Here is a 17,746-nt window from a genome sequence, read left to right on the forward strand (position 1 = left end):
GCCCAGATGTGGAGTCCGCCATGGACATCGCCCCTCGTTCCGAGACCATCGAAGTGCCTGTCGGTAACGAGTTGGCTGCCCCGCGCAAGCCATTCAACCTTTTGCGTTGGTATGCCTGGGTCAGCCTGGCCATCATCCTGTCGGTGGCTGCCGGGCTGGGGCTGATTTCCAGCCGTTTCATCATCGATGAGAGCGTGGAGCGCGATGCCTTGCTCACCGCGCAATTCATCACCTCCATCGCCGACGCCGAAGTACGCCACGTGTCGATCCCCAACGTGCGCACCATGGGCGAGCTGATCGACCCGCGTACCGACCGCAGCAACCTGCCAGATGTCGACCCGGATGCCCGACGCAAGGCGCGCGGTGAGTTTCTCGACCATATCGCCCACCTGCCCGACATGCTGCTGGCCAATATCTATGCGCCGGACCGTACGGTGATCTGGTCCAGCAACCCGGCGCTGGTCGGTAAGCTGATCAATGGCGACGACGACCTGGAGCGGGCCTTCGAGTACAAGATGCGGGTCTCGGCCAGCTACCATAACTTCGAACAGGCCCGCGCCGAGCAGAAATTCGTTACGCCGCCCGAGCAGCTGTTCATCGAAAACTACATTCCGCTGTTCGATGCCGATGGCGAGAACGTCACGGCAATGGTCGAAATCTATAAAGAGCCCCATGACCTGATCGTGCGCATCGAGCATGGCCTGATCCTGATCTGGCTGGCTATCACCGTGGGGGCCGCGCTGGTCTATATCGGCCTGTACGGCATCATGCACCGTGCCGCGCGGTTGCTGGCGGTGCAGCAGAAGCGGCTGATTAACAACGAGACCTACGTTGCACTGGGCGAGGTGTCGTCGGCGGTGGCCCACAGCCTGCGCAACCCGCTGGCGAGTATCCGCTCGAGTGCCGAACTGGCCCAGGCGTTCGACGACGGCCCGGCGCAACGTCAAGTCAACGATATCATCAGCCAGGTCGATCGCATGTCGCAGTGGATCCGCCAGATGCTGCAGTCACTGCGCCCGCTGAACGACGAGGCCGTGGCGGTGGACTTGCCACAGGCGTTGCAGGAAAGCTTGCAGACCTATGCCGTGCCGTTGGCACGCAGTGGGGTAAGCCTTGACCTGCAACCGTTACCGGCAGTGCAGGTATTGGGGCACCCGGCGTTACTGCGGCAGGTGTTCAGCAGCCTGGTTGCCAATGCCCTGGAGTCGATGGAGCAGGGCGGGCGTCTGCGTATCGAGGTGGTGCGCCAGAACCGTCGCTGCCTGACACTGCGCCTGTCCGACAATGGCAAGGGCATGAGCGAAGAGCAGCAGCGCATGGCCTTCCGGCCGTTTTTCACCACAAAACAGGGTGGGCTAGGAGTAGGCCTGGTGCTGGTGAAACGCATCATGGAGCGCTTCGGCGGTTCGGTTCGGCTCGGCAGCAGCGAGGGCCATGGTACGCGGGTATCTTTGACGTTCCGGTTGGTATCCTGCTTATAACAAACATTAATTAAAGTATTTAAGCTATTGATGGTTAACGATTTTATAGGGGTTGGGTGGCAATTACCCAAATGTGGGGGTTTTTCCTCAGTCTGTATTTAGAAAAGCTTTATAACGTACTGAATTATATTGGTTTGTTACTGGCTGGCTGAGTTCTTGCTACGTGATGTGCAGAGCGCAACACGCAACACGCAACACAAGGCAGCTATCAAGCTGCCCAGGCGGGGTGCTTTCAATTGGCTGTTGGCCTTGAGGCATTTCTGGACGGACGCCCTGTGCGGGAACCACGCGATGCAGATGCTGGAAAACGAAGTTCGCGACAAGCCCGGTGCGACCGCCAGCGGTCTGGCTGTGCCATTGCGTGAGTTCAACCTGCTGCGGTGGTTTTCGGTCATCAGCCTGTTGATCATCACCGCCGTGGCGGGCGGGTTGGGTTATGTGTCAACGCGGTTCGTGGTTCGCGACAGCGTGCAGCGCGATGCCATGCTTACCGCGCAGTTCATTCAGGCCATGGCCCAGGCCGAGGTACGCCATTCGCAGTTGCCGCCAGGCACCACCATGGGTGAGCTGCTTGACCCGCGTCTGGACCTGCAGCACTTGCAGGTCACCCCCACACTGGCCGAGTCGACCCGGGTCGAGTTCCTGGACCATGTCGAGCACTTGCCAGATACCTTGCTGGCCAACGTCTACGCCCGCGACCGCACCATCGTGTGGTCCACCAACGTCGAGCTGATCGGCAAGCGGATAGAAGCCGACGGCGACCTCGACCGTGCCTTCCGGTCGCGCAAGGCGGTGTCCGCCAGCTACCACAAGGCCGAGGAAGATCGCGAAGAACAGAAGTTTCAGCGTGAACCGCGCTACCTTTTCATCGAAAACTACATTCCGCTGTTCGACAGCCAGGGCGAGCAGGTATTGGCCATGGTGGAAATCTACAAAGAGCCACAGGACCTGGTGCGGCGTATCCAGCGGGGTTATGTGCTGATCTGGGCTTCGACCTTGGTGGGCGGGGCGCTCATCTATTTCGGGCTGTTCTGGATCGTGCGCCGGGCGGCGCAGATGCTGCATCTGCAACAGGACCGGCTGGTGGCCAGCGAAACCTACGTGGCGCTGGGCGAGATGTCGTCAGCGGTAGCCCACAGCTTGCGCAACCCGCTGGCCAACATCCGCTCGAGCGCCGAGCTGGCCCAGGAAACCGCCAACGTTGCCGCGCAGAAGAACATCACCGATATCATCAGCCAGGTCGACCGAATGTCGCGCTGGGTACGTGACCTGCTGGTGTCGTTGCGCCCGACCAGCGACGAACCTGAAGCCGTGGACCTGGTGGCCGCCATCGAAGACACCCACCTGGCCTTCGCCCAGCAGATCGAACGAAACGGCGTGCGCTTCCATTTCGAGGGGCCTGACGTGCAGTGGGTGGCCAGCCAGCCGTTGCAGCTGACGCAAATTCTCAACAGCCTGTTTTCCAACGCTCTGGAGGCCATGCCCTGCGGCGGTATGTTGAATGCCCATGTCAATGTGCAGGGTGGCCTGCGTGCCGAATTCGTGCTCACCGACACGGGCAAGGGCATGAGCCAACAGCAGGAAAGGATGGTGTTCAAACCGTTCTTCACGACCAAACAGGGGGGGCTCGGTATAGGCCTGGCCCTGGTCAAACGCATCATGGAACGTTTTGGCGGCTCGGTCAGCCTGAGCAGCCGCGAAGAGGAAGGAACCCGCGTCAGCCTTACATTCAATATCGCAGCGGGAGGGGACCATGGAGCACAGCATCCTGGTAGTCGAGGATGATGAAATTCTCGCCGACAACATTCGCACCTACCTCAGCCTCAAGGGCTACGAGGTCACCGTATGCCATAGCGCGGAGCTGGCGCTGGAGCAGATCAAACGGGCCCGGCCCGACGCGGTGCTGACTGATAACTCGCTGCCTGGCATGAGCGGGCACGACCTGCTGCGGACCTTGGTGGCACAGGTGCCGGACCTGAAAGTGATCATGATGACCGGCTACGGCAATGTCGAAGATGCCGTGCAGGCGATGAAGGAGGGCGCCTTCCATTACCTGAGCAAGCCCGTGGTGCTGGCCGAACTCAAGCTGACCCTGGACAAGGCCCTGGCTGCCGAGCGCATGGAGCGCACGCTGTCGTTCTACCAGGAGCGAGAGGCGCAGAAGTCCGGGTTGCAGGCGTTGATCGGCGAGTCGCCTACGATGCTGACCCTCAAGCACACCCTGCGCCAGGTGCTGGATGCCGAACGGCGGATGGCCAGTGACGACCTGCCACCGGTGCTGGTCGAAGGCGAAACCGGCACCGGCAAGGAACTGGTGGCCCGCGCCCTGCATTTCGATGGCACGCGCAGCAAGGGGCCGTTCATCGAGTTCAACTGCGCCTCGATCCCGGCCAACCTGCTGGAGGCCGAACTGTTCGGCCACGAGAAAGGTGCATTCACCGACGCCAAGGAGCGCCGGGTAGGCCTGGTGGAGGCGGCCGATGGCGGCACCTTGTTCCTCGACGAGATTGGCGAGATGGACCTGGTGCTGCAGGCCAAGCTGCTCAAGCTGCTGGAAGACCGCAGCATCCGCCGGATTGGTGCGGTGAAGGAGCGCAAGGTTGACCTGCGGGTGATCAGTGCCACCAACTGCAACCTGGAGCAGATGGTGCAGCAGGGCAAGTTCCGCCGCGACCTGTTCTTCCGCCTGCGCATCATTGCCCTGAAGGTGCCGCGCCTGTATGCCCGTGGGCAGGACATTCTGCTGTTGGCCCGGCATTTCCTGGCCCACCATGGTCGGCGTTATGGCAAGCCGAACCTGCGTTTTTCTGCCGAAGCCGAGAGCCTGATGCTGGGCTACAGCTGGCCAGGCAATGTGCGCGAACTTCGTAACATGCTGGAGCAGACCGTGCTGCTGGCACCGAACGAGGTGGTGCAGGCGCACCAGCTGAACCTGTGCATGACGTTGATCGACGAGCCATCGGCAGCTCAGCAGGCGCCCGTAATGTTCGAAATGCCACGGCACGAGCCGGAGCCGGGCACCAGCCTGCCCGACATGGAGCGCGACCTGGTGTGCAAGACCCTGGACCGTACCGACTGGAACGTGACCAAGTCGGCGCGGATGCTGGGGCTGTCGCGGGACATGCTGCGCTACCGGATCGAGAAACTGGGGCTGACCCGGCCAGACAAGCGTCAGTGGTAGGGCAGGCGTCTAGTGCTGACTATCGTCAGCTGCGCCACTTTGCCGGCGAATGCCCTCCTGGCCACTGCCATCCATTCCCGGCAGGTCACGGTTGTCATTCTGCTCTGCCGGCGGGCTGTCCGGGTCGTTACCCTTGATGCGCGGGTCGGTATCCCGCGGCATGGGCTTCTCGATCGGGTTGAGAGTGCTGTCCACGCCTGGCCTTGGCGCAGTACTGTGCGGGTCGTCAGGGTAGGTCGGGCCGGTGCCGGCGGCCAAGGCCAGCGGCGAACCAAGCAGGGTGATCAGCAGAATGCTTGTGCGGGTCATGGCAGACTCCATTGCGTTGGGTAGGGCTCATATTTTTCTTCGGCCCTACCCGACGCATCCAGGTGCCATTGCCCCGATCAACGGTTACACCATCAGCGACAACAACATGATGAAGATGATGCCGACTACCGAGAGAATGGTCTCCATCATGCTCCAGGTCTTGAAGGTTTCCGCAACGGTCATGTTGAAGTATTGCTTCACCAGCCAGAAGCCGGCGTCGTTCACATGCGACAGGATCAGCGAGCCGGCACCGGTGGCCAGTACCAACAGCTCACGGTTCACACCCGGCACCAGATCGATCACCGGAGCAACGATGCCCGCACCGGTAATGGTGGCGACCGTGGCGGAGCCGGTAGCGATGCGGATCACTGCCGCCACCAGCCAGGCCAGCATGATGGGTGAAATTTCCGCCTGCACGGCCATCTGCCCGATCACGTTGCCCACGCCAGTGTCCACCAGCATCTGCTTGAAGCCACCGCCAGCACCGACGATCAGCACGATGGCTGCAGTGGGGGCCAGGCTCTGGTCGAGCATCTTCATGATCTGCTGGCGGTTGAAGCCGCGAGCCGAACCAAAGGTGTAGAAAGCCAGCAGCAGGGCGGCGAGCAGGGCGGTGATCGGGTGGCCGATCAGGTCCATCCACTGGCGCACGATGTGCTCGGCCGGCAGCACCACGTCGGCGAAGGTTTTCAGCAGCATCAACGCGACTGGCAGCAGCACGGTGATGAGGGTGATGCTGAAACTTGGCAGGTTGCCCTGGTCGGACTCCTTGGCGATCTGGTCCATCAGTTCCTGCGACGGGTTGCCCGGGATGTAGCGGGAAATGAAGTTACCGAACAGCGGGCCAGCGATGATCGCGGTGGGCAGTGCGACGATCAGGCCATAGAAGATGGTCTTGCCGATGTCGGCGTGGAAAATGCCGATCGCCAGCAGCGGGCCCGGGTGAGGCGGGACCAGGCCGTGCACCACGGAAAGGCCGGCCAGCAGCGGAATGCCGATCTTCACCAGCGACACCCCGGAGCGGCGGGCGACGATGAACACCAGTGGAATCAGCAACACGAAGCCGATTTCGAAGAACAGCGGTATGCCCACCAGGAACGCGGCGAACATCATGGCCCAGTGCACGTTCTTCTTGCCGAAGGCGCGGATGAGGGTTTGCGCGATCTGGTCGGCGCCCCCGGAGTCGGCCATCAGCTTGCCGAGCATGGTGCCCAGGGCAAGGACGATGCCGACAAAGCCCAGCACGCCGCCAAAACCGTCCTGGAACGATTTCATGACTTTGGCCACCGGCATGCCGGAGGTCAGGCCCAGGAAGCCGGCCGCGAGGGTAAGGGCGACGAAGGGGTGCACTTTGAAGTGGGTGATCAGCAGGATCAGCCCGACGATGGTAACCAGCGCGTCGAGCAGCAGGAAGGTATCAGTAGCCAGTCCGAACATGGTTTTAAGGCCTCGGTCTTATCGTTGTTTTGGGCGTAGCTTTTTGGAACTTTTCCCGCGTTTGCGGGATGGGGTAGCGCTGTCTTTGGTGAGCCGGAAAACCGCCAGGGTCAGGCGGTTTGCGCCAGCCCCAGCTCACCGCAGGCCTTTAGCCAGCGGTCCACCGCTTCGGCCAGTGCTTCGACGGGTTGGGTCGCATCCAGTGGCAGGGTCAGTGGCTCGCCGCGTGGCGATTCCAGGGCAGCGAACTGGCTGTCGATCAGGCTGGCCGGCATGAAGTGACCGGGGCGGGCACGCACGCGTTTTTCCGCTTCGGCAGGTGACAGTTCAAGGAACACGAACACCAGCCCGGGCATGGCATCGCGCAGGGTGTCGCGGTAGCGGCGCTTGAGTGCCGAGCAGGTCAGGATCGGGCGCTCCCCAGCCTGGGTGGTGGCCTGCAACTCCTGACCAAGGCGTACCAGCCAGCCGGCGCGGTCGCCATCGTCCAGCGGGATGCCAGCGCTCATCTTGCGGATGTTTTCGGCAGGGTGGAAAGCGTCGCCTTCGATCAGGCGGCCGCCGCTTCTGGCAGCGATGGCGGCGCCGATGCAGCTTTTGCCGCAACCGGCCACGCCCATCACCACGATGGCGGACAGGGGAGAATTCATCAGTACCTCCTGCGGGGTGAGATAGCGCTGTCTCGTCAATGACGAACAACGACCTCCCCGGTGTTATTGGTCTTGTCCTTACGCAGTATGGACGCCTGGTGGCGAGCGCGTGATGGCTGCTACCAAAGATTACATTGCCTGCGTCCTGAGACAGCGCTACCTTAGTGGCCGTTCCCTCTCCTTGCAAGTAGTAAAATTACAACATCCATGTCCCGCACCGGCTCCCGTACTACAGGTCGTCCCACCCTGGCAGAAGTTGCCAGGCTTTCCGGGGTTTCCCCGATTACCGCTTCGCGCGCCTTGCGCGGAGTCAGCACGGTTGCGCCGGAGCTGGTGGAAAAGGTTTTCGCCGCAGCGGCAAACCTTGGCTATGTCGCCAACCCGGCGGCCCGGGCGCTGGCCTCGGCGCGTAGCCAGTCGGTGGTGGTGTTGATCCCGTCACTGTCCAACCAGCTGTTCATCGATACCCTGGAGGCCATCCACGAGGTCATGCGCCCGCGTGGGCTCGAGGTGTTGATCGGCAACTATCACTATGACCTTGCTGAAGAAGAGAACCTGATCCGCAACTACCTGGCCTATCAGCCCTGCGGCATGCTGCTGACCGGCTTCGAGCGCAGCGATGCGGCCCGCCAGATGCTGGCTGCCAGTGGTGTGCCTTGTGTGCACATGATGGAGCTCAATGGCGAGCCTGGGGCATTGTCGGTCGGGTTTTCGCAGCAGCAGGCCGGGCGTGCCGCTGCCCGGCACCTGATCGAGCGCGGGCGCAAGCGCCTGGCATTCATTGCCGCGCAGCTCGACCCACGGGTGATGCAGCGAGCCGAAGGTTTCCGCCAGGCGCTGGCCGAGGCCGGTTTGCAGGCGACCGAGCTGGAGGTACTGGCGCCGGAGCCGTCATCGATTGCACTGGGCAGTGCACTGTTCAGCCAACTGATGCAGCAGGCGCCGGATGTCGACGGCATTTTCTTCTGTAACGACGACCTTGCCCAAGGCGCGGTGCTGCAGGCCTTGCGCCAGGGGGTGGAGGTACCACGCCAGGTGGCGATGGTCGGGTTCAACGATTTGCCGGCCTCGGCGCACATGGTGCCCAGGCTGACATCGATTCGCACGCCCCGGGCTGCCGTGGGGCGTGGGGCGGCGCAGGCGCTGCTGGCGCTGCTCGATGGCAAGCGTGTGCCCAACGCACAGCAGGACTTGGGCTTTGAGTTGATGGTGCGGGAAAGCTCCTGAGTTTCACGCCTGGGCAGCAAGCGTGTCAGACGCTTGGTAATGAAAATGCACTAATTACAAAGTGATAGCACTGTGCTTGCATGCTAATGATGGCGATCTATGCTCATGAAACCGCGCATAAAGGAGCCCGGCGTCATGTTCGATTTCCACCGCAAGTCCGATTTGGTCGAGATCCAGCGCAGCCAACAGGCTTTGGCCACCGCGCAGGCCAAACTCGCCGCTATCAGCCGCTCCATGGCGATGATCGAGTTCGCTCCCGATGGCACCATTCTCGATGCCAACGAGCGTTTCTGCCAAGCCATGGGTTACAGCGTTGACGAGTTGCGTGGCAAGCACCACCGGTTGTTCTGCGATCCAGGCTACGCAAAAAGTGCCGAATACCAACAGCTGTGGCGTGAACTGGGGCAGGGCAAGGCTATCAGCGGTACCTTCGAGCGCCTCGACAAGGCCGGTCGCGAGGTATGGCTGGAGGCCAGCTACATGCCGGTGCTGGACGAGCAGCGTCAGGTCACCAGCGTGATCAAGGTGGCCGCCGACATCAGCCAGCGGGTGGTGCAGGAGCATGAAAGCGAAAACCTGCTCAAGGCCATCAGCCGCTCCATGGCGGTGATCGAATTCACCCCCCAGGGCAGGGTGATCAAAGCCAACCAGAATTTCCTCGACACCATGGGCTATCGCCTCGACGAGGTGGTTGGCCGGCATCATGGCCTGTTCTGCCTTGCGCATGAACGCGAGTCGGTCGAGTACCGCGAGTTCTGGGCGTCGCTTAACCGTGGCGAATACCATTCGCACCGTTTCGAGCGTATCGACAAGCAGGGCCGGATGGTCTATCTGGAAGCCTCCTACAACCCCATTTTCGACAGCAAGGGGCGCTTGAACAAGGTCGTGAAGTTCGCCAGTGACATTACCCGCCAGGTCTGCACCCAGCAGAATGCCGCCGATGCCGCCCATGCCAGTTCCATGCAGACCGACGCCTGCGCGCGCAAGGGGACAGAAGTGGTGCAGCAGACGGTGCAGGTAATCGAACAGATTTCCCAGGAGCTTAACGACGCTGCACGCAGCATCGATGCGGTCAGCAAGCAATCGGATGTAATCGGGCAGATCGTGCTGACCATTCGTGGCATCGCCGACCAGACCAACCTGCTGGCCCTGAATGCCGCGATCGAAGCCGCCCGTGCCGGCGAGCACGGGCGAGGCTTTGCGGTGGTGGCCGATGAGGTGCGTAACCTGGCGGCGCGCACCAGCAAGGCCACCCTGGAGATTGTCGATGTGGTGCGGCAAAACCACGACCTGTCCCTACTGGCGGTAGCCAGCATGCAGTCGAGCCTGAACCGCACCGGTCACGGCGTGGCGCTGGCCAACGAGGCCGGTACGGTGATCATGGAAATCCAGCAAGGCTCACGGCACGTGGTGGATGCCATCAGCCAGATCAGCTCGACGTTGCAATTGCATTGAGCGCATCGCGCATTTCGTCAAGCAGGGCTTGCAGGCTGGTTTGCAGCAGCGCGCGCTGCTCGACCGTCGGCAGCCCCTGTGCGTGGGCGAGCTCGATGGCTTCGCAGTCCTTGACCACGATGCGGACCCTGATCATCTTGGCGCCACCCTTGATGCGATGGGTCAGGGCCCGCACGGCTTCGTCGGCGGCGTCTGGTGCCAGGGCCCGTAAGGCGGCCAGGTCTTCGGCGACGCTTACCGACAGCTGTTCGAGCAAATGCCGCGTCAGCTGTTCGTCGTCCTGGGTCAGGTGGCGCAGTTCAGCCAGGTCGAACCCGCTATGGCGTGTTGTCGGTGTTTCTTGTTGCTGAGGGCGGACTAGGGGTAGATGGGCCTTTAGCGAACGCAGGCCAATGGGTTTGAACAGGCATTCGTCCATGCCGCTGGCCAGGCAGCGGGCGCGTTCCTCAGCCTGGGCATTGGCGGTCACGCCGAGAATCCTGCAAGCTGGCAGGCCGCGTTCACTCTCCAGGGTGCGAATGCGCCGGGTGAGTTCGTGGCCGTCCATGACCGGCATGCTGCAGTCGGTAATCACCAGGTCGAAGCGCGCGGCCTGCCAGCGCGCCAAGGCGATTTCGCCATTTTCCGCCAAGGTCACGCGGTGCCCCAGGGTATGCAGTTGCCGCTCCAGCAACAGCAGGTTGGCGGGGTAGTCGTCGACCACCAGAATGTTGAGCGGGCCGCTAGTGCTTTCATGTGCTGGCGGTGCCTGCTCGGCTTTTACCGGTGCCGCACAGGTGGGCAGTTGCAGGCAGACTTGCACCCGGGTGCCGACGCCTTCCACGCTCTGCAGGCTCAAGGCGCCGCCCATCAATTCGGCGAGGGTACGGCTGATGACCAACCCCAGGCCTGCACCTTGGCGGGCCCTTGGGCCATCGGCCTGGACAAATGCATTGAACAAGCGGGCCTGGTCGGCAGGGCTGATGCCAATACCGGTGTCGCGCACATTCAGCTCGATTGCCAGAATGCCCTGACCGGCAACCTTGGGCAGCAGCAGGCTCGCCTGCACTTCACCACGGTCGGTGAACTTGATGGCATTACTGACCAGGTTGGACAGAATTTGCTTGCATCGCACGGGGTCAGCCAGCACCCAGACTGGCTCTGCCGGCAGTTCGCTGTGCAGGTGCAGGCCTTTGGCCCGTGCATTGCCCTCGAATACCCGCAGTGTGGCGCGCACCAGCTCTACAAGGTCGGTGGGCACTGGCTGCAGGCTGAGGTGGCCGGATTCGATGCGGGAAATGTCGAGAATGTCGCCAATCAGCTCGAGCAGGCCAATTGCCGAGTCGTAAGCGGTCTGCAAGGTCTGGGTGTCGCAGCGGCCGCCACGGCTGTCCTCCAGTGCCAGTTCCAGCAGGCCGATCACGGCATTCATCGGGGTACGGATTTCGTGGCTCATGGTGGCCAGGAACGTGCTTTTGGTCTGGCTGGCCTGTTCGGCGTCGTCCTTGGCCTGGCGCAATTGCTCAAGCAGCCCGCGGCTCAGCGCCAACTGTGCCTGCAGCGCGTGCTGGGCCTCTGTACGCTGGTTGATCAGCTTGCGCAGGTAGCTGTTCCAGAATATGACCCCAGCCAGCAGCAGGGCCGACAGCACCAGCACCTGCAAGGCCAAGGTGCGGTAGTCGCGCCAGGGGCTGTCGCTGACCAAGGTGCTGGTACGCCAGCGGTTGATCAGTTGATCGAGCTCTTCGGGCGGAATGCTCAGCAGCGCCTTGTCGAGAATGGCCTGTAGCTGGGGCTGGTCGGCGGCGACGGCGAAGGCGGCAACGGCCGGTTCGTCGTCGAGCACGCTGGCGATGCGCAAGCGATCCTTGAACACATGACTGATGTAGTAGGCAGCATTGATATGGCTGCTAAGGGCAACGTCGGCGGTACCGTTGGCCACGGCCTCCATCTGGCCGAGCGGGTTGTCCACTTCGACTATCTTGGCCTGCGGGTAGCGCTGATGCAGTATGGCCCGTTGCGGTGAACCACGCACCAGGGCGATGCGCTTGCCGTTCATGGCCTTGGCTTGTGCGGGAGATTCGACGTCGCTGCGGGTGACGAGCACGCGTGGGCTGACCAGATAGGGGCGGGTGAATCGCAACTGCTTCAAACGGTCAGCACCATAGCCCAGCGCCCCGATCATTTGCGCCTCGCCTCGGGCCAGGCGGTCCACCATGGCCTGTGCTGAAGCACTGTCGACGGGTGTGAACTGCAGCCCCGTGCGCAGCGAGATCTGCTTGAGCAGGTCGAGGGTTATGCCACTGGGGCGATGCTGAGCGTCGTTGAAGGTCAAGGGGGCCAGCGAGGTATTGACCAGCACACGGATGGAGGGGTTGGCGGCGATCCAGGCCTCCTCTTCTGCGCTCAAGGCAGAGAGATGGCGCTGCAGCAGCAGGCTGGTGTTACCGCTGCTCCAGCGGCGCAGGATGTTCAGGCGTTCGCTTTCACTGATGCGCGCCAGCGCCTTGTCGACCAGACGGTGCATGCGTGGGTTGTCATCGGCCAGGGCAAAGGCAAAAGCCCCGGGGGCCACCTGGCAGAAGTGATCGATTTTGAGCGTGCCCTGGTAACTCCTGCCAATCAGAAAGTCGGTGCTGATGGCATCGCCCAGGTACGCATCCGCCTCGCCCAGTTCGACGGCCGCCAGCCCGGCTTGCGTCGAGCGGTACAGGCTCAGTTGCGCTTTGGGGTACAGCGTTCGAACGGCAGCGGCGGGTAGATAATGATCGACCATGGCCAGGCGCAGGCCGGCGAGGTCAGGTGTGCCCTTCAGGCTGTGCCCCTTGCGGGTGACGATGACCGGGAGGTCGTCAGCATAGGGGGTGCTGAGGCTAAGTTGAGCGTCAGCCGCCTCGAAGGCATTGGAGCTGCCCAGCAGGTCGATGCTGCCCTCACGCAAGGCGGTGATCGCTTCGTGGCGGCTGTCGTAGCGCCGTACCTCGACGGGAATGCCCAACTGCTCGGCGATAATCCCGGCGTAATCGGCGCTAAGGCCTTCGTATTCGTGCTGACTGACGTTGATTTCGAACGGTGGATAGTCGGGCCGAGAGCTGCCCAGCACCAGGTGCTGGCGTCGCTGCAGCCACTGCCGGTCTTCGCTGGACAACGACAGGGGGGCGGCGGCACTGGCCGATCGGGCTAGCAACTGACGGGGTTCGCTGCTGGCCAACAGATCGGCCGAAGCGAATAAGCCGGTAGCCAGAAAGATGCTCGCCAGCAGGCGCTTCATGGTGTGCAAACGCTCAGTAAACGCTGTTGCGTTTGGCCAGGTCGACCATTTCTACCAGTGATTCAGTCTTGAGTTTTTCCATGATGCGGCCCCGGTAGGTGCTGATGGTCTTGGCGCTGAGGTTCATGCAAGTGCCGATATTCTTGTTGTTCTCGCCGCGCGCCAGGCGCCGCAATACTTCCATCTCCCGGTTGGAGAGGCTGGCCAGGCGCACGGGCTCGCTTTCCAGCGAATTGCTGTTGACCGACATCTGCGGAAAGGTCGAATAACCTTTGATCAGGGCCTTGAGGGCAAACAGCAGCGCTTCGTGGTCTTCTTCCTTGGTGACGAAAGCGCCGATACCGGCATCCAGGCAGCGTCGCACGTACAGGTCGGTGGCCTGGCCGGTCAATACCATGATCTTCGGCTCCGGCTCCAGGCACTGCAGGCGCTTGATGACTTCCATGCCGTCCAGCCCAGGCAGGCCGATATCGAGAATGACGACGTCCGGGCGCAGTTCGCGGGCCACCTGCGCCACTTCACTGCCATTGCCGACTTCGCCGACGACATGGAAGCGCTCGCGTTCAAGCAATATGCGCAAGGAAACCCGAACGATAGGGTGGTCGTCGACGATCAGCACGGTTGTCATGGGGAAAACTCCTGTCGGGATGTGGTCCGCTTCCTGGATCACTCAGGAATACGTCTGCAAGTGGGTTAATCGGAAGCGCTGCAAGATACGACCAATCCCGAAGTTTGGTAATGCCGAGTATAGAAGTGTTGAAATCACCCGCACTTGTTGTTGAAAAATCCTACAAAAAGCAGGATAGACATCACCCTATCAAAGCGGTGATGCCGGTTTTCTCCGGTCGGTCAGACGCAGGCCGCATGCGGTTTGTTTACGCGCTGGGCTGAGGAGGGGTTGTTGGCCAACGCCTGGCCGACCCGCGTCGGGCGGGCCACCAGCTGGCCCGAGCAGTTCGGGCAACGGCCCAGCAAGCGGGTTTCGGCGCAGGTGCGGCAGAAGGTGCATTCGAAGGAGCAGATCAGCGCATCGGGGCTGTCGCCCGGCAGGTCGGTATCGCAGCACTCGCAGTTAGGGCGTAATTCCAGCATGGGCGTAACTCCTGTTCGCAGGCGGGAACCCGGAGTCTGCTACGCCTGTGGCAAGCCTGGCAATGCTCAGTCGGCAGAGCGATACAGATGGGCGTGCCCGGCACGGTACAAGGCCGACTCGGCGAATGGCGTATCCCCTAGCACATGGCCAACCAGGATCAGTGCCGTACGCCGGAAATCTTTGGCCGCCACGCGTTCGACGATATCGCCGAGGCTGCCACGCACCCAGTCCTGGTCAGGCCAGGTGGCCCGGTGCACCACCGCTACCGGGCAGTGCGCGCCGTAGTGCGGCAGCAGCTCTTCGACAATGCGCGAGAGGTGCTTGACCCCCAGGTGAATCGCCAGGGTGCTGCCATGGCGCGCCAGGTCTCCCAGTTGCTCGCCGGGCGGCATGGGCGAGCTGTCGCCATAGCGGGTGAGGATCACCGTTTGCGCCACCTGTGGCAGGGTCAGTTCGCAGCCGAGCAGTGCGGCGCTGGCTGCCGTGGCGGTGACCCCGGGGATGATCTGGTAATCGATGCCAAGCGCCTGCAAGTGGCGGATTTGCTCGCCGATGGCACCGTACAGACTGGGGTCGCCACTGTGTACACGGGCCACATCCTGACCCTCTTCGTGGGCGGTGCGCATGGCGTTGACAATCTGTTCCAGATGCAGTTCGGCGCTGTTGATCACGGTCTCGGCCTGATGGCCTTCGAGCACGGCGGCGGGTACCAATGAGCCGGCATAGATAATCACCGGGCACTGGCGAATCAGCCGTTGGCCCTTGACCGTGATCAGTTCCGGGTCGCCGGGACCGGCGCCAATGAAGTAGACCGTCATGGAAAGTCCTTGCAGGAAAGAGGGGGAAGCGCTCAGCCGGCCAGGGCGAGGGTCGCCGGGCCAAGCACCTGGCGGGCCAGCAGCAACCTGGCCTCGCCAAGGTGCTGGCTGGCCAGGGCCAGTGCCGCGCTCTCGGCCACACCCCAGCAGCCACTGTGGGCATGGGCGGCGGCGGAGCGATGGCTGAGCAGGGGTTCGTAAGGTTGCAGTTGCACGCTATGGTACAGCACCAAGGGCAAACCGAGGCGTTCGGCCAGTTGTAGCAAGCCAGGTTCGTCGGCCTTCAGACTAATGCTGGCGATACCGCGCAGGTCGGCCAATGTCAGGCCCTGGTTGTCCAGGGCCTGGTCCAGCAAGCGTTGCAGGGTATCCGCCGGGCAACCCCGGCGGCAGCCGAAGCCGGCGTAGAAGTGCGGCATCAGGCCCGGCTGGAACGGCGGAACAGCCAGGCGCTGAGCAAGCCCAAAGCCAGCCAGAAGGCGGCGTTGGTCAGCCAGGAGGCCACTTTGAACTGGGTTTCCAGTGCTTCGGGGGCCAGGCTTTCATGCACTTCGGGTTGTGGCGCGCCAATCACATGGGGGATTACCAGCAGCACGGCGCCCAGCGCTTTCAGCAGCCAGTGGCGAGCGAACACCAGCAAGGCCAGGCCCAGCGCGGTGGCGCTGGCTGTGCCGATCCACCAGGCCTGACGTTGCCCCAGGTCGGCGGCAGCCGTACCGGGCAGTTCGGGTGGCAGGCCCAAGGTCGGGGCAAGACAGAACACGGCGAAGCCGGCCAGCCCCCACCCTGCACCCGTGCTGGCGCGGGTCGGTTCACGCAGGCTGTACAGGGCGGCGAGGATCAGGGCGAAGCCGACCGCGACCACCAGGTTGCCGCCCGTAGTGGACAGCACACGCTGCCAGCCGTCTTCCGGCGACCAGGCTTCGGCGCTGTGCTCATGGGCGGGCACCTCGCTGCCATGCTCGTGGTGGGCGGCAGGGGCCGAGGACTCGTAGGTTTCCGCCTCAAGAATCAGCGGGGCGACCCACAAGCTTTGCAGCAAGGTCAGAAACAGGGCCGCAAGCAGCCCGCTGAAGCCCGCGGTACGGGCAATGCGCGTGATCATCAGGCGTACTCAGTGGCAGGGGAAGGCGGCGCTGTGGCGGGTGTCGTGGGCGGCGTTGTGCACGGCCTCGATGTGCGAGAAGCCGGCAAAGTGCACCAGGCACAGGCCCAGCAGGCTGGCGCCGACGGCGATGACGATGCGCTGGCTGAGGGTGACAGGCGTGGCAAGGCTGTGTTGCTTGGCGCTGGTGACGGGCATGACGCGTTCCTCTGCTTTTTGTGGGCAATGGGCAAGCGCGGCAGCCCCGAGCGTAGTCGCCCAGGGGAATGCAACAGCGCCCGCCCACCGCGGGGTGTTCATGAACGCCAGGCCGGTCTCCGGGCTTGCGAGGAGGAGCAGGGCTCCTGGAAAGCGTCACCTTCCCATGCCGCATTACAAGGGCACAGTGGTACAGACGCTTCGCTCGCTTACCGTTGCGGGGGCAGCACCGGAATTGTCCGGCCCTGTTGGAGGGCCTGCGACGCACCGGTTTCCCGTTTCACCCCCAAGGGGGCACCTGAACGTGAGGCATAAGGAGAGCATGGGGCGGGCTTGGCGTCAATGCCACCCTCAGTGGCCGTACCCTGAATCACGCGCTCTCGCGGGCAATCAACTCGCACGCCAACAGGTTCAGCCGCTGTACCTCACCGTCACACGCCAGCGCACCCAGGTGCTGCAGCACCCGCAGCGCCGCCACTTCGCCAATCTCCCGGGAGGGCGGGCGCAGGGTGGTGAGGCTGGGCAGCAGCATGTTGGCAAAGGGGTAGTCGCCGAAGCCGACAATGGCCATGTCTTCAGGCAGGCGCAAGCCGGCCCGCTGGCCGGCCAACAGGGCGCCGGCCGCCAGGTTGTCATTGGCGAAGATGATCGCCTCAGGCCGTGGATTACGGCGGATCAACGCTTCCATCGCCTGCTTGCCCGCCTCGAACGGCGCGCAGTCTGCCGAGGGCACGAATACCCAAGGCTCCAGCCCGGCTTCACCCAGTGCCTCGACATAGCCGTCGCGCCGCTCCAGCGCACTTAGGTCGCCGGCTGCACTGTTTTGCACGAACGCGATGCGCCGATGGCCTTTGTCCAGCAGGTATCGGCAGGCCTGTACACCCACTTGGTGATGAAGGAAGCCCACCTGCAGGGGCGCCCGCTCCGGGCGGTAATCCCAGATTTCCACCACAGGCACATCTGCGTCGGCCAGCATCTTTTCCGTGGCCGGGCTGTGGAAATGGCTGGTCACCACCAACGCCGCCGGTGACCAGCCAAGAAACGCCCGCACCGCGCTTTCTTCCTGCGCTTCGCTGAAGTAGCTGGACGCCAACAGCAACTGGTAACCATGCCGGCTGAGGGTATCGCTGAAGGCCTGGATGGTCTGGGCGAAGATCGGCCCGGAAATGTTCGGGATCACCATGCCCACGATGCGTCCGCGCGCCGAGGCCAACCCCCCGGCGACCAGATTAGGGACATAGCCCAGCGCTTGTACAGCAGCCTCGATACGTTCACGCAGCGGCGGTGAAACCTGGTCTGGCTGGTTGAAGTAGCGCGACACGCTGATGGCTGAAACCTCAGCAGCCCGCGCCACCTCGGCGAGGGTGACACGGCCTGCGCCGCGTCGCTTGCGGGGGGGATCCTTGGCCTGGCTCACCGGGCTGCCTCCTGTGGAAATGGCCCGATGGTAGCGCTAACGGATCAGCGATTGGCAAATAGCTTTATTGCATATAAATCTGACTTTTAAGTATTTGACGTGCTAAACGATGGCCACAGATACTT

15 protein-coding genes, 2 pseudogenes and 1 riboswitch are annotated in these 17,746 nt (G+C 62.8%); of the genes and pseudogenes, 6 read left to right on the forward strand and 11 right to left on the reverse strand.

Going from position 1 to position 17,746, the window contains the following annotated elements:
• Positions 1 to 20: 20 nt before the first annotated feature.
• From B9A31_RS21130 to B9A31_RS21140, 3 genes are all read left to right on the forward strand, one after another.
• Positions 21 to 1,481, forward strand: coding sequence for a sensor histidine kinase (locus B9A31_RS21130; protein WP_019099266.1), 1,461 nt, complete (start codon positions 21 to 23; stop codon positions 1,479 to 1,481).
• A gap of 291 nt (positions 1,482 to 1,772) precedes the next feature.
• A complete protein-coding gene (locus B9A31_RS21135) occupies positions 1,773 to 3,266 on the forward strand; it encodes a sensor histidine kinase (protein ID WP_027609797.1) in 1,494 nt (497 codons plus the stop codon).
• Entirely contained in the window at positions 3,235 to 4,662 is a 1,428-nt protein-coding gene (locus B9A31_RS21140; protein ID WP_019099264.1) for a sigma-54-dependent transcriptional regulator, read from the forward strand. Before B9A31_RS21135 ends, B9A31_RS21140 begins: the two co-directional genes overlap by 32 nt.
• Positions 4,663 to 4,671: 9 nt before the next feature.
• Here B9A31_RS21140 and B9A31_RS21145 read toward each other — a convergent pair whose 3' ends face one another.
• From B9A31_RS21145 to B9A31_RS21155, 3 genes are all read right to left on the reverse strand, one after another.
• Positions 4,672 to 4,971 (reverse strand): hypothetical protein, encoded by a 300-nt coding sequence (locus tag B9A31_RS21145; RefSeq protein ID WP_019099263.1) that lies wholly within the window; start codon positions 4,969 to 4,971, stop codon positions 4,672 to 4,674.
• 84 nt (positions 4,972 to 5,055) lie between these two features.
• Complete coding sequence (locus B9A31_RS21150; protein ID WP_019099262.1) at positions 5,056 to 6,408, reverse strand: GntP family permease; 1,353 nt, start codon at positions 6,406 to 6,408, stop codon at positions 5,056 to 5,058.
• Between the two features lie 110 nt (positions 6,409 to 6,518).
• Complete coding sequence (locus B9A31_RS21155; RefSeq protein ID WP_019099261.1) at positions 6,519 to 7,058, reverse strand: gluconokinase; 540 nt, start codon at positions 7,056 to 7,058, stop codon at positions 6,519 to 6,521.
• 207 nt (positions 7,059 to 7,265) lie between these two features.
• Here B9A31_RS21155 and B9A31_RS21160 point away from each other — a divergent pair, with 207 nt between their 5' ends.
• The 3 genes and pseudogenes from B9A31_RS21160 to B9A31_RS27820 all read left to right on the forward strand — a co-directional run.
• Positions 7,266 to 8,285, forward strand: coding sequence for an HTH-type transcriptional regulator GntR (locus tag B9A31_RS21160; RefSeq protein ID WP_025752930.1), 1,020 nt, complete (start codon positions 7,266 to 7,268; stop codon positions 8,283 to 8,285).
• A 135-nt stretch (positions 8,286 to 8,420) separates the two neighbouring features.
• A pseudogene (locus B9A31_RS27815) lies at positions 8,421 to 9,206 on the forward strand (PAS domain-containing protein); the annotation flags it as partial.
• Between the two features lie 102 nt (positions 9,207 to 9,308).
• Positions 9,309 to 9,740: pseudogene (locus B9A31_RS27820) on the forward strand (methyl-accepting chemotaxis protein); the annotation flags it as partial.
• On the opposite strand, the gene B9A31_RS21170 reads toward B9A31_RS27820, so the two are convergent.
• From B9A31_RS21170 to B9A31_RS21205, 8 genes are all read right to left on the reverse strand, one after another.
• On the reverse strand, positions 9,715 to 12,990 hold the full coding sequence (locus B9A31_RS21170) for a transporter substrate-binding domain-containing protein (RefSeq protein WP_019099259.1): 3,276 nt from the start codon (positions 12,988 to 12,990) through the stop codon (positions 9,715 to 9,717). The pseudogene B9A31_RS27820 and the gene B9A31_RS21170 overlap by 26 nt on opposite strands.
• A 13-nt stretch (positions 12,991 to 13,003) precedes the next feature.
• Entirely contained in the window at positions 13,004 to 13,618 is a 615-nt protein-coding gene (locus tag B9A31_RS21175) for a response regulator transcription factor (protein ID WP_019099258.1), read from the reverse strand.
• Positions 13,619 to 13,839: 221 nt separating this feature from the next.
• Positions 13,840 to 14,082, reverse strand: a complete 243-nt coding sequence (locus B9A31_RS21180) for a DUF1272 domain-containing protein (RefSeq protein WP_084297333.1) — start codon at positions 14,080 to 14,082, stop codon at positions 13,840 to 13,842.
• Positions 14,083 to 14,148: 66 nt separating this feature from the next.
• Positions 14,149 to 14,901 carry a precorrin-4 C(11)-methyltransferase gene (gene cobM / locus B9A31_RS21185; RefSeq protein WP_019099256.1) on the reverse strand — a complete coding sequence of 251 codons (753 nt, stop codon included), beginning with the start codon at positions 14,899 to 14,901 and terminating at the stop codon, positions 14,149 to 14,151.
• 32 nt (positions 14,902 to 14,933) lie between these two features.
• The gene (locus tag B9A31_RS21190) at positions 14,934 to 15,320 is read right to left on the reverse strand and encodes a cobalamin biosynthesis protein (RefSeq protein ID WP_025752929.1); all 387 of its coding nucleotides are present in this window, start codon (positions 15,318 to 15,320) and stop codon (positions 14,934 to 14,936) included.
• On the reverse strand, positions 15,320 to 16,006 hold the full coding sequence (locus B9A31_RS21195; protein WP_027615203.1) for a CbtA family protein: 687 nt from the start codon (positions 16,004 to 16,006) through the stop codon (positions 15,320 to 15,322). The genes B9A31_RS21190 and B9A31_RS21195 overlap by 1 nt, the downstream gene beginning before the upstream one ends.
• Positions 16,007 to 16,015: 9 nt before the next feature.
• On the reverse strand, positions 16,016 to 16,204 hold the full coding sequence (locus B9A31_RS21200; protein ID WP_084297334.1) for a CbtB domain-containing protein: 189 nt from the start codon (positions 16,202 to 16,204) through the stop codon (positions 16,016 to 16,018).
• Between the two features lie 92 nt (positions 16,205 to 16,296).
• Positions 16,297 to 16,521: riboswitch (cobalamin riboswitch) on the reverse strand.
• A 53-nt stretch (positions 16,522 to 16,574) separates the two neighbouring features.
• Positions 16,575 to 17,621 carry a LacI family DNA-binding transcriptional regulator gene (locus B9A31_RS21205; protein WP_025752926.1) on the reverse strand — a complete coding sequence of 349 codons (1,047 nt, stop codon included), beginning with the start codon at positions 17,619 to 17,621 and terminating at the stop codon, positions 16,575 to 16,577.
• Between the last annotated feature and the right edge of the window lie 125 nt (positions 17,622 to 17,746).

This window comes from Pseudomonas sp. URIL14HWK12:I5 (genome assembly GCF_900176445.1).
Classification (GTDB): Bacteria; Pseudomonadota; Gammaproteobacteria; order Pseudomonadales; family Pseudomonadaceae; genus Aquipseudomonas; species Aquipseudomonas monteilii.

Excerpts from the sequence above, each read along its gene's own strand:
- B9A31_RS21140 (WP_019099264.1), top strand. The coding sequence starts at position 3,235 with ATGGAGCACAGCATCCTGGTAGTCGAGGATGATGAAATTCTCGCCGAC.
- B9A31_RS21160 (WP_025752930.1), top strand. The coding sequence starts at position 7,266 with ATGTCCCGCACCGGCTCCCGTACTACAGGTCGTCCCACCCTGGCAGAA.
- B9A31_RS21200 (WP_084297334.1), bottom strand. The coding sequence starts at position 16,204 with ATGCCCGTCACCAGCGCCAAGCAACACAGCCTTGCCACGCCTGTCACC.
- B9A31_RS21145 (WP_019099263.1), bottom strand. The coding sequence starts at position 4,971 with ATGACCCGCACAAGCATTCTGCTGATCACCCTGCTTGGTTCGCCGCTG.
- B9A31_RS21175 (WP_019099258.1), bottom strand. The coding sequence starts at position 13,618 with ATGACAACCGTGCTGATCGTCGACGACCACCCTATCGTTCGGGTTTCC.
- B9A31_RS21195 (WP_027615203.1), bottom strand. The coding sequence starts at position 16,006 with ATGATCACGCGCATTGCCCGTACCGCGGGCTTCAGCGGGCTGCTTGCG.
- B9A31_RS21180 (WP_084297333.1), bottom strand. The coding sequence starts at position 14,082 with ATGCTGGAATTACGCCCTAACTGCGAGTGCTGCGATACCGACCTGCCG.
- B9A31_RS21170 (WP_019099259.1), bottom strand. The coding sequence starts at position 12,990 with ATGAAGCGCCTGCTGGCGAGCATCTTTCTGGCTACCGGCTTATTCGCT.
- B9A31_RS21155 (WP_019099261.1), bottom strand. The coding sequence starts at position 7,058 with ATGAATTCTCCCCTGTCCGCCATCGTGGTGATGGGCGTGGCCGGTTGC.
- B9A31_RS21135 (WP_027609797.1), top strand. The coding sequence starts at position 1,773 with ATGCAGATGCTGGAAAACGAAGTTCGCGACAAGCCCGGTGCGACCGCC.
- B9A31_RS21130 (WP_019099266.1), top strand. The coding sequence starts at position 21 with ATGGACATCGCCCCTCGTTCCGAGACCATCGAAGTGCCTGTCGGTAAC.
- cobM (WP_019099256.1), bottom strand. The coding sequence starts at position 14,901 with ATGACGGTCTACTTCATTGGCGCCGGTCCCGGCGACCCGGAACTGATC.
- B9A31_RS21150 (WP_019099262.1), bottom strand. The coding sequence starts at position 6,408 with ATGTTCGGACTGGCTACTGATACCTTCCTGCTGCTCGACGCGCTGGTT.
- B9A31_RS21190 (WP_025752929.1), bottom strand. The coding sequence starts at position 15,320 with ATGCCGCACTTCTACGCCGGCTTCGGCTGCCGCCGGGGTTGCCCGGCG.